Raw genomic sequence first — 14,055 nt, forward strand, 5'->3', positions numbered from 1 at the left:
AACGGTGCCATCCGGCATACAGTCTCGGGGTAACCACAGGAGGTGGCACGTGCCGCAGACCGTCAAGGGCGTCATCGCTCGCAGCAAGGGGGCCGAGGTCGAGCTCGTCGACATCGTCGTGCCCGATCCCGGCCCGGGCGAGGCCGTCGTCCAGGTCCAGTCGTGCGGCGTGTGCCACACCGACCTGCACTACCGCGAGGGCGGGATCAACGACGAGTTCCCCTTCCTCCTCGGGCACGAGGCCGCGGGCGTCGTCGAGGCGGTCGGCGAGGGCGTCACCGAGGTGGCCCCGGGCGACTTCGTCATCCTCAACTGGCGCGCCGTCTGCGGCCAGTGCCGGGCCTGCCGCCGGGGCAAGCCCTGGTACTGCTTCACCACCCACAACGCCACCCAGAAGATGACGCTCGCCGAGGACGGCACCGAGCTGACTCCCGCCCTCGGCATCGGCGCCTTCATCGAGAAGACCCTCGTCGCCGCCGGACAGTGCACCAAGGTCGACGCGGACGCCGATGCGGCAGCGGTCGGGCTGCTCGGGTGCGGGGTCATGGCCGGCTTCGGCGCCGCCGTCAACACGGGGGGCGTCGGCCGGGGCGACTCCGTCGCGGTCATCGGCTGCGGTGGGGTGGGCAACGCCGCGATCGCCGGGTCCCGGGTCGCCGGTGCGACGACGATCGTCGCCGTCGACGTCGACGACCGGAAGCTCGAGGGCGCGAAGGGGTTCGGTGCCACGCACACCGTCAACGGCAGGACCGAGGACGTCGTCGCCCGCATCCGCGAGCTGACCGGCGGCTTCGGCGCCGACGTCGTCGTCGAGGCCGTCGGGCGACCGGAGACGTACGAGCAGGCGTTCTACGCGCGCGACCTCGCCGGCACCGTGGTGCTCGTGGGGGTGCCGACGCCCGACCAGGAGGTGACGCTGCCGATGATCGAGATCTTCGGCCGCGGCGGGGCGCTCAAGTCCAGCTGGTACGGCGACTGCCTGCCGAGCCGGGACTTCCCGATGCTCGTCGACCTCTACCGCCAGGGCCGCTTCGACCTCGATGCGTTCGTGTCGGAGCGGATCGGTCTGGACCAGGTGGAGAAGGCGTTCGACGACATGCACCGCGGCGACGTGCTCCGCTCGGTGGTGGTGCTCTGATGTCCGGTGACCTCGACACGATGCCCGACATCAAGCCCTCGCACGGCGGCGTCCGCGTCGACCGGGTGACCACCTCGGGGACCTTCGAGCTCGACGGCGGGTCCTGGGAGGTCGACAACAACGTCTGGGTCATCGGGGACGAGCGCGAGTGTCTCGTCGTCGACGCCGCCCACGACGCCGACGCCATCCTCGGGGCGATCGCGGGCCGCAAGGTCCGCGCCATCCTCCTCACCCACGCGCACAACGACCACGTCAACGTGGCCACCGACCTGCGCGAGCGGACGGGGGCGCCGATCCACCTGCACCCCGAGGCGCGGGTGGTCTGGGCGCTCAGCCAGGACGACGCTCCCGACGCCGCCCTCGCCGACGGCCAGGTGTTCCGGATCGGCGACGTCTCGCTCCGGGTCCTGCACACGCCGGGCCACGCCCCGGGCGCGTGCTCCTTCCACGCGTCGGCGCTGCACGTGGTCTTCACGGGCGACACCCTGTTCAACGGCGGTCCGGGCGCGACCGGTCGCTCGTTCAGCAGCTTCGACCAGATCATCGAGTCGATCCGGACCCGACTGCTCACCCTGCCGGGCGGCACGGTGGTGCTCACCGGCCACGGGGACCACACGACCATCGGCGACGAGGCCCCACACCTCGACGAGTGGATCGCCCGCGGCCACTGACGCAGATGGGCGACTGATTGCGCATTGCGTACTTCTGCTCAACCCGCCACCACCGACTGATGGCGCATTGCGCGCCCTGCTGATGAGGCGCACCTTTCCGGGAAGCGCGCGCAATGCGCCATCAGTCGGGCTCCTTGGGACGCAATGCGCAATCAGTCGGGCGTCGGGGTGGGGTGCCTGGCGCCGGTACGCTTGCGCGGGTGACTCTCAGACTGTTCGACTCCATGTCGCGTGAACTGCGCGACTTCGTCCCGCTGCAACCTGGCCGGGTCGGGATCTACATCTGTGGGCTCACCACGCAGGCTCCGCCGCACATCGGTCACGTCCGCTTCGCCGTCGCCTTCGACGTGCTCCGCCGCTGGCTCACCCGCGGCCACGGCCTCGACGTCACCCTCGTCCGCAACGTCACCGACCTCGACGACAAGATCCTGCGCAAGTCGGCCGAGGCGGGCGAGGACTGGTTCGCCCTGTCCTACCGCAACGAGGTCGCCACCTCCCAGGCGCTCGCGCTGCTCGGCGTCCTACCCCCCACCTACGAGCCCCGCGCCATGGGTCACGTCACCGAGATGGTCGAGCTCGTGGAGGTCCTCATCGAGCGCGGTCACGCGTATGCCGCCGAGGACGGCTCGGGTGACGTCTACTTCGACGTCCGGTCGTGGCCGGCCTACGGCGAGGTGACGCACCAGCGGATCGACGACATGAGCGCCGCCGAGGACGCCGACCCGCGCGGCAAGCGCGACCCGCGCGACTTCGCCCTGTGGAAGGGGCGCAAGGACGACGAGCCGCAGTCCGCGAGCTGGCCGACCCCCTGGGGTCGCGGCCGTCCCGGTTGGCACCTCGAGTGCTCCGCCATGGCGCGCAAGTACCTCGGCGACGCGTTCGACATCCATGGCGGCGGGGTCGACCTGCGCTTCCCGCACCACGAGAACGAGCAGGCCCAGTCGCGCGCGGCCGGGCTGCCGTTCACGTCGCTGTGGATGCACAACGCGTGGGTGACGACGAGCGGCGAGAAGATGAGCAAGTCGCTCGGCAACAGCCTGCTCGTGCACGAGGTGACCAAGAAGGCCCGCCCCCTCGCGGTGCGCTACTACCTCACCGCGGCCCACTACCGCTCGATGATCGAGTTCCACGAGGGCTCGCTGGCCGAGGCCGAGGCCGCCGTGGACCGCATCGAGGGCTTCCTCCGTCGTGCTCTCGGTCCCGACGGCGCGCTCGTGCCCACGGGTGACGAGCGTCTGCCCGACGACTTCGTCGAGGCGATGGACGACGACCTCGGCGTCTCCGGCGCGCTCGCCGCCGTCCACGAGACCGTGACCCGCGGCAACACCGCCCTCGACGAGGGCGAGCCCGAGACGGCCCGCGAGCTCGCCGCGCTCGTCGTCGCCATGACCGACGTCCTCGGGGTCAACCCCCTGGACCCGGCGTGGTCCGGGGCGGACAGCTCCACCAGCGACGCCCTCGCGGCGCTCGACGTGCTCGTGCGCCAGCGGCTCTCCGCCCGCGGCGCCGCGCGCTCGGCCCGTGACTACAGCACTTCGGACGCCATCCGCGACGAGCTCGTCGCTGCCGGCATCACGATCGAGGACACCCCGACCGGCGCCCGCTGGTCGTTGACCCGTGGACGAGGGGAGTAGCCGTGGCCGGCAACAGCCAGCGACGAGGAGCCATCCGCAAGGGTGGCAAGAAGGCGCCCACCGTCGGTTCCGGCGGTCAGCGCCGCAGGGGACTGGAGGGCAGGGGCCCGACCCCCAAGGCCGAGGAGCGTCCGTACCACAAGGCGCACGCGGCAGCGAAGGCCGGCGAGCGCCGTTCGGGCGGTCGTCCCACGGGTGGCCGCAAGGCCAAGCCGTCGAGTGAGGTCGTGGCCGGACGCAACTCCGTGCTCGAGGCCCTGCGCGCCGACATCCCGGTGACGACGATGTACGTCGCCGGGCGCATCGACAGCGACGACCGGGTCCGGGAGGCGCTGAAGATCGCGACCGAGCGCAGCCTCCCCATCCTCGAGACCCCGCGCGGTGAGCTGGACCGGATCACCGACGGTGCCGTCCACCAGGGGCTGGCGCTCCAGGTGCCGCCGTACGAGTACGCCCACCCGCGTGACCTCGTCGACCCCGAGATGCCGGGGATCCCGCTCGTCGTGGCCCTCGACGGCATCACCGACCCGCGCAACCTCGGCGCGATCGTCCGCTCCGTCGCCGCGTTCGGCGGACACGGCGTCGTCGTCCCCGCCCGCCGCTCGGTCGGCATGACGGCGTCGGCGTGGAAGACCTCGGCCGGTGCGGCAGCGCGCATCCCCGTGGCCCAGGCCACCAACCTCACCCGGGCGCTCGAGGACTACCGCAAGGCAGGCTTCTTCGTCGTCGGCCTCGACATGGACGGTGACGTCGAGCTGCCCGACATGGAGCTGGCCAACGAGCCGCTCGTCATCGTCGTGGGCTCGGAGGGCAAGGGCCTGTCGCGCCTCGTGCGCGAGACGTGCGACCAGATCGTCTCCGTGCCGATGTCCTCGGCGGTGGAGTCGCTCAACGCCGGCATCGCCACCGGGGTCACCCTGTACGAGGTCGCCCGCCGTCGTCGTCGCTGACCGGGAGCGTATGCCGGCCGGCTGGGCTCCGCGCTTTCGTCCGTGCGTCCCGCCGGGGTGCGTCGATGACCTGTGCCACCATGTCGCTGTCGGGAACCCGACCTGGGGGGAATCACCCCGATGACGTCACGTTGAGAGGGACTGAATGTCTGACTACGGAAGCACCCCGCCGCCCCCGCCGCCGCCCGGCGGCGGTGGCTACGACGGTGGCTCGACCCCGCCCCCGCCGCCCTCGGGTGGCGGCTACGACGGAGGCGCCTACGGTGCGCCGCCTCCCCCCGGGGGCGGCTACGGCGGCCCCCCGGCGGGACCGCCGCCGTCCAACAACCTGGTGCTGGCCATCCTCGGCCTGCTCTGCTGCTGGCCGCTCGGCATCCCCGCCGTCGTCTTCGCGGCACAGGTCAACGGCAAGTGGAACGCCGGCGACCAGGCCGGAGCCGTCGAGGCGGCCGGGAAGGCGAAGAAGTTCGCGACGATCGCGCTCGTCCTCGGCATCATCGCCACCCTGATCTACGTGGCCCTCATCGTGGGCGGTGTGCTCAGTACCGACACGACGACGGGTATGTGATCGCGACGTCCGTCATGCAGTTCGAGACGCCCCCGCTCACCGACCCGTCGGTCGGGCGGGGGCGTCGCCTGCTGTGGCCGGCGGTCGCCGCGACCGCGGCGACCGGCTACGCCGTCGTCGCGCACGTGCTCGACCCGAACCAGGCCGGGAACTACCCGACGTGCCCGTGGCTGCTCCTCACCGGGACGTTCTGCCCCGGGTGCGGCACCCTGCGCGCCACCCACGCCCTGACCGAGGGCAACGTCCTCGAGGCGCTGCAGCGCAACCCGCTCACGGTGGCCGCGTTCGTGCTCATGGCCCTGGGGTTCGCGCGCTGGACCCGGCGGCAGTGGCGGGGTGAACGGCGGATGACCGCCGCCCCTGCCTGGCTGCTCTACGGCCTCTTCTGGCTCATCATGGCGTTCTGGGTCGCCCGCAACATCCCCGGCTGGACCTGGCTGTCGCCTGCCTGAGCCGCGGGCGGCCGCCCGCCGCCCGCCGCCCGCCGCCCGCGGCCTCCGGTCAGGTCTTGGCGACCCGGATGACGGTGGAGTGCACGACCTTGTCGGCGAGCGTCTGCTGGTTGTCGTCCCACAGCATCCAGAGGTAGCTGAGGTAGAAGACCTGGTTGATGAGGCCGGCGAGGAGCTCGCGCAGGAAGGACTGCAGTGCCCCGATCGGCTGGCCGGTCTGCTCGTTGACGAGGGAGAGCCCGAGCATCTTCTTGCCGACGCTCTGGCCGGTGCGGCCCATCCTGAAGACCCGGTTCCACACCTGGATGCCGATGGCCAGCAGGATGCCCAGGGCGATGAGGATGCCGCCGATCGCGGCCGTTCCGCCGTCGCCGCTGCCCTCGACCGTATAGCCGAGCTCGTCGACGTCCGGGGCGGCGACGATGAGCATCACGGCCCCGATGATCACCGGGATGATGCCGATGAGCGTGAGCAGCGTGTCGATGACGAGGGCGCCGGCGCGAACGCCGAACCCGGCCACCGGGCCGAAGTGCTGCTCGACGTAGGCCTTCGAGCCGGGGAAGGCCTGACCGGCGCCGCCGTAGGGGTTGACCTGCGGGGCCGCCTGGTACGGCGTCGGCGCCCCACCGGCATACGGCTGCTGCGGCTGCTGCTGCGGCTGCGACGGAGGGGGAGGCGGCGGCGGAGGCGGCTGGTTCGGGTCGAACGGCTGCGACATGTGGTGCTCCCCCTGCGAGATCACGAACGTGGACGGCTCGATCCTAGAGGGGGCGCCGCGGCTCAGCCGGCGATCACCGGCATCTCGACCGTGTCGACACCGACGACCGCCTTCTCGTCGGGCTTGGTCGGCAGGATCGAGGCGACGTAGTCCTCGATGGCCCGTTCGATGGGCACGTCCTGCTGCTCGCGCTCGGCCATGTACCAGCGGTGCTCGAGCACCTCGTGGAACAGCTCGGCCGGCTCGAGCTTGCCGGAGAGCTCACGTGGCACCCGCCGGGTGATCGGCTCGTAGACGCGGGTGAGCCAGTCGTGGGCGACGAACTCCTCGTCGTCGTTCTGGCGGTCGGCGGCGGCGCGGTAGCTGTCGAGGTCGTTGAGCAGCCGCCGGGCCTGGCCCTCGCCGACGTCGAGCCCGGTGAGGCGCAGCAGCCGGCGCGAGTGGTGCCCGGCGTCGACGACCTTGGGCTGGATGGTGATCCGGGTGCCGCCGACGTCGGTCGTGATGGCGAGCTCGTCGACGTCGAAGCCGACCGAGTTGAGCCGACGGATCCGCTCCTCGACCCGCCAGCGCTCACCGGTGTCGAACTCCTCGGTCTCGTGCAGCTCGAGCCACAGCTCCTCGTAGCGGGTGACGATCCGGTTCGAGATCTCCACCGGGTCGATGTCCTCGTCGAGGAGCTCGCCGGCCTGGAGGTCCATGAGCTCGCCGGCGATGTTGACGCGCGCGATGTCGAGGTCGTGGGCGCGCTGCCCGTCGCTGAGGGCCGGGAAGAGCTCGCCGGTCTCCGCGTCGACGAGGTGCGCGGCGAAGCTGCCCGCGTCGCGCCGGAACAACGTGTTCGACAGCGAGACGTCGCCCCACCAGAAGCCGCTGAGGTGCAGCCGCACGAGCAGCACGGCGAGGGCGTCGATGAGCCGGGTCTCCGTGCCGGGTCGCAGCCCCTGGCTGAACAGTGCCCGGTAGGGCAGCGAGAACTTGAGGTGCCGGGTGAGCAGGCACCCGTCGAGCTCGTTGCCGTCGGCGTCGACCCGACCGCTGACGACGCCGAAGGGCTCGACCGACGGCTGGTCGAGGCGCCGCAGGTTGCGCAGCATCTCGTACTCACGCCGGGCGAGGTCGGTCTTGATCTCCTTGACGGCGATGACCCCGCCGGAGAGCCGCACGAACCGCACGACGTGGCGGGAGATGCCGCGGGGGAGTGCGGCGAGGTGATGCTCGGGCCACTCCTCGAGCGGCAGCGACCAGGGCAGGTCGAGCAGCGCGGGGTCGGGCCGGTTGGTCGTGATCTGCAGGGTCATCAGGAAACCTCCGGCTCGACCGGGCGGGGTGGGAACGCCTCAGGGGTGCCAAGCGCGCGGCATACCGCGCTCTCGACACCCCTGGGGCGCTGCGGTCAGTGGCTCAGGCGGACACCGGACTCGGCGTTGAACACGTGCATGTGGCTGGAGTTGGGCTGGACCCAGATCGTGTCGCCCTTCATCGGGACCCGGCGTCCGTCGACGCGAGCGATGAACGGCTTCGGGATCGAGTCGTCGCCGCCCTCGAGGTGGACGGCCCCGTCGGTGGGGGTGCCGTAGACGTAGGCGTCGGCGCCGAGCTCCTCGACGACGTCGATGGTGATCTGGAGACCCTCACCCTCGGCCGCGACCTCGACGTCCTCGGGGCGGACCCCGACGATGGCCTTGGCGCCGACACCCTGGAGGGAGTCGCGCGGGACCTGCAGGGTGTGCGACCCGAACTTCACGCCGCCGTCGGTGACGGGGACGGCGATGAGGTTCATCGCCGGGGAGCCGATGAAGCCGGCCACGAAGACGTTGGCGGGGGAGTCGTACATCTCCCGCGGCGTCGCGACCTGCTGGAGGATGCCGTCCTTGAGGACCGCGATGCGGTCACCCATGGTCATGGCCTCGACCTGGTCGTGCGTGACGTAGACGGTGGTGACACCGAGGCGCCGCTGGAGCGAGGCGATCTGGGTACGGGTCTGCACGCGCAGCTTGGCGTCGAGGTTCGACAGCGGCTCGTCCATGAGGAAGACCTGGGGGGAGCGCACGATCGCGCGACCCATGGCGACGCGCTGGCGCTGGCCACCGGAGAGGGCCTTGGGCTTGCGCTCGAGGTAGGGCTCCAGGTCGAGGATCTTGGCGGCCTCCTCGACGCGCTTGCGGATCTCGCCCTTGTCGACGCCGGCGATCTTGAGCGCGAAGCCCATGTTGTCGGCGACCGACATGTGCGGGTAGAGCGCGTAGTTCTGGAAGACCATGGCGACGTCGCGGTCCTTGGGGGACAGGTTGGTGACGTCGCGGTCACCGATCCAGATCTTGCCGCCGTTGACCTCTTCGAGGCCGGCCAGCATGCGGAGCGCGGTCGACTTGCCGCTGCCGGAGGGGCCGACGAGGACGAGGAACTCGCCGTCCTTGACGTCGATGTTCAGTCGGTCGACCGAGGGCGTGTCGTTGCCGGGGTAGACCCGGGTGGACTCGTCGAACTTGACAGTTGCCATGAGCGCTGTGCCTTCCTTCACCGGCAGGAACGTGCCGGACGGTCCGTTGTAAAGGGAAAACCCGCTCACGTCGGTGTAAGCGGTTGCACCCAGCATGCCGTATGCCGTCACCACTGTCACGCGTCAGCCGCACCTCGGTCGAACGCTGGCGCGGCTGCACCCGGGGCACTACCGTCGGGACATGAGGATCTCCGATGTCGTGAAGCGCAAGGGAGCCACCGTCATCACGGTGCGTTCCGACGCCAGTGTCACCGAGCTCCTCGCCCTCCTCGACGAACACGGCATCGGTGCCGTCGTCGTCAGTGACGACGGGCAGTCGCTCGCGGGGATCGTGAGCGAGCGCGACATCGTGCGCCACCTGCACAAGGACGGCGCGAAGGTCCTCGACCAGCCGGTCTCCTCGATCATGACGAGCGAGGTGCAGACCTGCGCCCCCGAGGACCAGCTCGTCGAGCTCGAGCACACGATGACCGAGCTCCGCATCCGCCACGTCCCGGTGGTCGTCGACGGTCGCCTCACCGGGATCGTCAGCATCGGCGACGTCGTCAAGCACCGGATCACCGACCTCCAGGCCGAGCGCGACCAGCTGAGCGCCTACATCCAGCAGTAGGGGCTGGGTTGTCGGGTCCTCGCCGCTGAGCCATGGCGTTCGCGACGGTCCCTGTCGCCGCGTCGGCATGCGGCGACGGGAACGACGTGCGGGCGCGGGGCGCGGCGGGTTCGGCCCCGCCTCCGCACGGCCTCCGGACCGCCGGGGCGCGTCAGAGGAGCTCGGCGAGCGTGGCCGCTGCCCTCGCCGCCCCGTCGGTCTCCACCGTCCGGTAGTCGACGTCGCGCCCCAGCTCCTTGACGAGCATCGCCGCGAGGGCGTCCGGGTCGGTGGCGAGGGCGTAGTCGAGGCAGGTTCCCGCCCGGTAGCGCTCCAGCCGCCGCCGGACATGGAAGTTCTGCTCGAAGTGGTGGCGCAGCGGCACGTAGAGGAACGGCTTGCGCAGCGCGGTGAGCTCCATGCACGTGCTGAGCCCGCCCTGGGTGATCGCGACGTCGCAGGCGGCGAGGTGGTCGGTGAGGTCCGGCAGGAAGCCGACGACCTCGGCGCCCGGTGGGCTCGGCAGCGCGCCGGGGTCGATCCGTGGCCCGGTGACGACGACGAACCGCAGCTCGGGGACGGCCCGGCGCACCAGTGGCACGGCGTCCAGCACCCGCCGCAGCAGCGGCAGCCCCACCCCGGACCCGCCGACGGACACCACGCAGACCCGTTCGTCCGGGCGGTGGCCGAGCCGCGCGCGGGTCTCGTCGACGTCGTGGGCGGCGGGGTCGAAGCCGGTGACGTAGCCGGGGAACGTGAACTCGCGCTCGGTCCACTCCCGGATCGAGGGCAGCCCCTCCCCGAAGGAGTCGGGGACGACGTCGTCCGGGTTGCCGACGAAGATCGAGCGGTCACGCAGGCCGCGGTAGCGGGCCCGCTGCTCGATCATCTCGGCGTTGAGGTCGGTCGTGAGGGCCGCCTCCTCGGGGCCGCCGTCCGGCATCGGAAGCCACCCGACGAAGTCGGTGAACCACGCGTAGGCGGCCCGCTTGAGCGCCGGGTTCTCGTGGAGGAAGTAGTCGACGTCCCAGGCCTCGTCCCCGATGACGAGGTCGAAGTCCTCGTCCTCCAGGAGCTCGTCGAAGACCATGAAGTTGTTGACGAGGATCTCGTCCATGCGGCGCAGGGCGCGGAACGCGTGCAGGTCGTGCTCGCCCGACTCGTGCTCGATGTGACCGGACTCGCTGGCGAGGTGCGCCGAGGCGGGATGGACGCTCTCCCCACGCTGCTCCAGGACCCGGGTCACCGGGTCCTGGGCGAGCCACTGGACCTCGACGTCGGGGTGCAGCCGGCGGAGCTCGTCGGCGACGGCGAGGTCGCGGCGGGCGTGGCCGAGCCCGATGGGGGAGGAGAGGTAGAGCGCTCGCCGGCGCCGACCCGACGCGCGGGTGCGGGTCCGGCGCCGGGCGCCCGGGGCGAACCGCTCCGCGAAGCGCCGGATCTCGTGGTTGACGAGCACGGGGTCACGCGCGAGCGGTCCGTGGCCCGCACCCTCGACGACGACGAGGTCACCGCCGGTCAGCTCGGCGAGCCGCTCGCCGTACTGCAGGCCGCGGACGCGGTCGTCCGACCCGTGCAGCACCGTGACCGGCTGGGTCACGAGCCGGCAGAGGGCCTCGATGTCGGAGCACACGGCGCCGTCGCAGCCGAGCCGCCCGGCCGTGGTGTCGACGAGGGTCTCCGGTGAGACCTGGCGTCCCCACGTGACGGCGTCCTCGATCTGCTTGGTGGAGTGTGGCTCGCTGAACATCTGGCCGAAGAAGAACCGGAGGAAGTCGTCGTAGTCGCCCTCGAGCCAGTTGTACTTGTTGTACTTCTGCCAGCCGCGAGCGGTCGGGAGGCGCTCACCCCACGGGACGTGGTCGCGGTGCGGGTCGTGGACCGCGAAGCCGCACGACGGCGCGATGGCGAACAGCCCCTGCACCCTCCCGGGATGGGTCGTCGCGACGTGGACCGACCACGAGGCGCCGCACGACAGCGAGACGAGGACGGCGCGGTCCACCCCAGCCGCGTCCATGACCGCCACCGTGTCGGCGGCATACTCCTCGTTCGTGTATGCCGTGGCGCCCGTCGGGCGACCCGACCCGCCGCTCCCGCGGCCGTCGAAGGTGACGACGCGGAAGTGCCGCGCGAGGTAGGGCACCTGCGCCTTCCAGATCCGCGACGGGACGATGGACCACGTGGGCATGAGGAGGAGCGTGGGGTCGCCGCTGCCGTAGGACGCCCAGGCGAGGTCGACCCCGTCGCGCCGGGTGACACCCACCGTGTCCGGGCGGCGGGCCCGGCTCGCCGGGTCCGCCGCGTCGCCGTAGCGCGTGCTGGTCGTCGTCACCAGCTCACTTCCTGACCTCGAACACGTTGTTGAACGGGGTCGTGGCCGCGATCCGGAAGCGGCCGAAGCCGGCGGCGGTCACGATGTCGTGGATCCGGGCCGGACCGGCCTGGGTGCCGATGGCCAGGCCCACGTCCTGGGACAGGGACGCAGGAGTGCAGAGCAGTGTGGAGAACCCATAGTAGGCCCGCCCGACGGGGTTGAGGTTGTCCTCGACGTGGTCGCCGGCGACCGGCTCCACGACCATCCAGGTGCCGTCGTCGGCCAGGGCGCGGTGCACCCGACGGGCGGCACCGACCGGGTCGCCCATGTCGTGGAGGGCGTCGAAGGTCGTCACGAGGTCGTAGCCGGAGCCCTCGATCGCGGTCGCCGGAGCCGTCTGCCACGCGATGCGGTCGCCCACCCCGGCGTCGGCCGCCCGCTGGCGCGCGACGTCGATCGACGCGCCGTGCACGTCGGAGCCGACGAAGGTCGACGCCGGGTACGCCTGCGCCATGAGGACGGTCGACGAGCCGTGGCCGCACCCGAGGTCGTGGACCCGGGCCCCCTGCTCGAGCTTGCCGACGACGCCGTCGAGGGCGGGCAGCCACTCGGACACGAGGTTCGCCGCGTACCCGGGACGGAAGAAGCGCTCGCAGCCGTCGTGGACGTCGCTGTTGTGCTCGCCCCAGCCCAGGCCGTCACCGTCGCGCGCGAGGTCGAAGATGCGGTCGGCGTCGCGCACCGTGCCGAAGGCGAGCTGGAAGAACCCGGGAAGGAAGGCCGGGCTGCTCTCGTCGGTGAGCGCCACCGCGTGCTCGGCCGGCAGGGAGTAGGTCCGCGTCTGCGGGTCGTAGTCGACGTAGCCGCCGGCGGCCTGGGCGTTGAGCCACTCGGTCGCGTAGCGCTCGCCGGTGGCGGTGCGCCGGGCGAGGTCGGACGCCTTAATCGGGCCCTGGTCCGCGAGGGCGCGGTAGTAGCCGAGCTTGTCCCCCATGACGACGAGGGCGCAGTTGAGGCTGGCGCCCACCTCGTCGACGGCGCGGAAGACGAAGCCCATGAGGGTGTCCATGTCGATGGGCGTGGTGACGGTGTCGGTGGTCATGCTCGTTCCCCTGTGGTCGGGCCGGGGCGGTCGCCCCGGCGTCCCGTCGAGGCTGGCGCAGCCGCGCCCGCGGTCGCATCCGGGGACCCCCCTGGTCCCTGGCGGCTCCCCTAGCATGAGATGGCCATGCTGATGGGCCGTGAGGACGAGCAGCGCACCCTCGATGCGCTGCTGTCCGGCGCCCGGGTCGGGCGCAGCGGGGTGCTCGTCCTCAGCGGCGACCCGGGCATCGGCAAGAGCGCCCTGCTCGCCCACGCGGTGGAGCGGGCCACCGGCTTCCTGCTCCTCCGGGGCGTGGGCACCAAGGCCGAGCACGACCTCCCGTTCGCCGGGCTGGCCCGGGTGCTGCAGTCGCTCGTCGACGGTGTCGACGACCTCCCCGAGCCGCAGGCGCGAGCCCTCGGCGTCGCCCTGGCGGTGCGGACCGACGGCGTCGCCGACCGGTTCGCCGTGTCGGCGGCCGCGCTCACCCTCGTGACCCGGGCCGCCGAGTCGGGCCCGCTCGCCGTCGTCCTCGACGACGCCCACCTGCTCGACACCCCCTCGGCCCAGGCGCTGGCGTTCGTCGCCCGGCGCGTGCTCGTGGACTCGGTCGTCGTCCTCGCCGCCGTCCGACCCGGCGAGACGGACGTGTGGGGTGGTCTCCCGACCCTGCACCTCGGACCGCTCGACGCGGACGCCGCGTCCCGGCTCGCCGACGACGCGGCGGGGACCCCGCTGAGCGCCGAGCAGCGCGCTCGCGTCACCGCCGTCAGCGCCGGCAACCCCTTGGCGATCCGCGCACTCGCGCAGGAGCCGGGAGGAGTCGGCGACCTCCCGTTCGGCCAGACCGTGACGGTGCCACGCGTCGTCGCCGACGCGTTCGCCCGCAGGACCGCCGGTCTCGAGGCCGACGCGCTCCGGGTGCTCCAGGTCGTCGTCGTCGCCGACGGGGACCTCCCCACGATCTCGGCCGCCTGCGGGTCCGCCGGCCTCGACCTCGGCCACCTGGCTCGCGCCGAGGACCTCGGGATCGTCAGCGTCACCCCCTACCGGGTCGACGTCACCCACCCGCTCGTCGCGTCGGCCGTGTACGTGACGATCCCGGCAGGCGAGCGGCGTCTCCTGCACGCCCTCGTGGCCGACTCCCTCTCGCCCGGCGACGTGGACCGGCGGGCGTGGCACCGCAGCGAGGCCGCCGTGGGGCTCGACGACACGGTGGCCCTCGAGATGGAGGAGGTGGGGCGGAGGGCGTCCACCCGTGGCGCCTTCGCCGTGGCGTCGTCGGCCCTCGAGCGCGCGGCCACACTGTCGGCGACCCCGGACGAGCGAGCCCGCCGGTTCCTCGCGGCGGGGGAGGCGGCCTGGCTCGCCGGGGAGGACTCCCGGGCCCCGGGCCTCCTCGACGAGGCGGCGCGGCACGCCCCCACCGGGGTC

At 72.1% G+C, this 14,055-nt stretch carries 13 protein-coding genes; 8 read left to right on the forward strand and 5 right to left on the reverse strand.

Annotation, left to right across the window (positions count from 1 at the left end):
• Positions 1–49: 49 nt before the first annotated feature.
• The 6 genes from N801_RS13080 to N801_RS13105 all read left to right on the forward strand — a co-directional run bounded on the left by N801_RS13080 (position 50) and on the right by N801_RS13105 (position 5,413).
• Entirely contained in the window at positions 50–1,138 is a 1,089-nt protein-coding gene (locus tag N801_RS13080) for an S-(hydroxymethyl)mycothiol dehydrogenase (RefSeq protein ID WP_035938534.1), read from the forward strand.
• Positions 1,138–1,809, forward strand: a complete 672-nt coding sequence (locus N801_RS13085; protein WP_052112982.1) for an MBL fold metallo-hydrolase — start codon at positions 1,138–1,140, stop codon at positions 1,807–1,809. Before N801_RS13080 ends, N801_RS13085 begins: the two co-directional genes overlap by 1 nt.
• A gap of 200 nt (positions 1,810–2,009) precedes the next feature.
• Positions 2,010–3,443, forward strand: a complete 1,434-nt coding sequence (gene cysS, locus N801_RS13090) for a cysteine--tRNA ligase (RefSeq protein WP_035938535.1) — start codon at positions 2,010–2,012, stop codon at positions 3,441–3,443.
• Positions 3,444–3,445: 2 nt separating this feature from the next.
• A complete protein-coding gene (rlmB, locus tag N801_RS13095; protein ID WP_035938537.1) occupies positions 3,446–4,393 on the forward strand; it encodes a 23S rRNA (guanosine(2251)-2'-O)-methyltransferase RlmB in 948 nt (315 codons plus the stop codon).
• Between the two features lie 145 nt (positions 4,394–4,538).
• Complete coding sequence (locus N801_RS13100) at positions 4,539–4,961, forward strand: CD225/dispanin family protein (RefSeq protein WP_035938540.1); 423 nt, start codon at positions 4,539–4,541, stop codon at positions 4,959–4,961.
• Complete coding sequence (locus tag N801_RS13105) at positions 4,958–5,413, forward strand: DUF2752 domain-containing protein (RefSeq protein ID WP_084108919.1); 456 nt, start codon at positions 4,958–4,960, stop codon at positions 5,411–5,413. The genes N801_RS13100 and N801_RS13105 overlap by 4 nt, the downstream gene beginning before the upstream one ends.
• 49 nt (positions 5,414–5,462) lie before the next feature.
• Here N801_RS13105 and N801_RS13110 read toward each other — a convergent pair whose 3' ends face one another.
• The 3 genes from N801_RS13110 to N801_RS13120 form a co-directional block, all read right to left on the reverse strand.
• Complete coding sequence (locus N801_RS13110; protein ID WP_156996760.1) at positions 5,463–6,131, reverse strand: RDD family protein; 669 nt, start codon at positions 6,129–6,131, stop codon at positions 5,463–5,465.
• A 62-nt stretch (positions 6,132–6,193) separates the two neighbouring features.
• Positions 6,194–7,432 carry a DUF4032 domain-containing protein gene (locus N801_RS13115; protein WP_035938546.1) on the reverse strand — a complete coding sequence of 413 codons (1,239 nt, stop codon included), beginning with the start codon at positions 7,430–7,432 and terminating at the stop codon, positions 6,194–6,196.
• Between the two features lie 95 nt (positions 7,433–7,527).
• Positions 7,528–8,634 carry an ABC transporter ATP-binding protein gene (locus N801_RS13120; protein ID WP_035938548.1) on the reverse strand — a complete coding sequence of 369 codons (1,107 nt, stop codon included), beginning with the start codon at positions 8,632–8,634 and terminating at the stop codon, positions 7,528–7,530.
• A gap of 181 nt (positions 8,635–8,815) precedes the next feature.
• On the opposite strand from N801_RS13120, the gene N801_RS13125 reads away from it, so the two are divergent.
• Entirely contained in the window at positions 8,816–9,244 is a 429-nt protein-coding gene (locus N801_RS13125) for a CBS domain-containing protein (protein WP_035938563.1), read from the forward strand.
• 151 nt (positions 9,245–9,395) lie between these two features.
• On the opposite strand, the gene N801_RS13130 is transcribed toward N801_RS13125, so the two are convergent.
• On the reverse strand, positions 9,396–11,555 hold the full coding sequence (locus tag N801_RS13130) for an alpha/beta fold hydrolase (protein WP_052112984.1): 2,160 nt from the start codon (positions 11,553–11,555) through the stop codon (positions 9,396–9,398).
• 4 nt (positions 11,556–11,559) lie between these two features.
• Positions 11,560–12,639, reverse strand: coding sequence for a class I SAM-dependent methyltransferase (locus N801_RS13135; RefSeq protein WP_035938550.1), 1,080 nt, complete (start codon positions 12,637–12,639; stop codon positions 11,560–11,562).
• A gap of 126 nt (positions 12,640–12,765) precedes the next feature.
• On the opposite strand from N801_RS13135, the gene N801_RS13140 reads away from it, so the two are divergent.
• A partial coding sequence (locus tag N801_RS13140; protein WP_035938552.1) for an AAA family ATPase occupies positions 12,766–14,055 on the forward strand: 1,290 nt, incomplete at its 3' end.

Source organism: Knoellia aerolata DSM 18566 (genome assembly GCF_000768695.1).
Classification (GTDB): domain Bacteria; phylum Actinomycetota; class Actinomycetes; order Actinomycetales; family Dermatophilaceae; genus Knoellia; species Knoellia aerolata.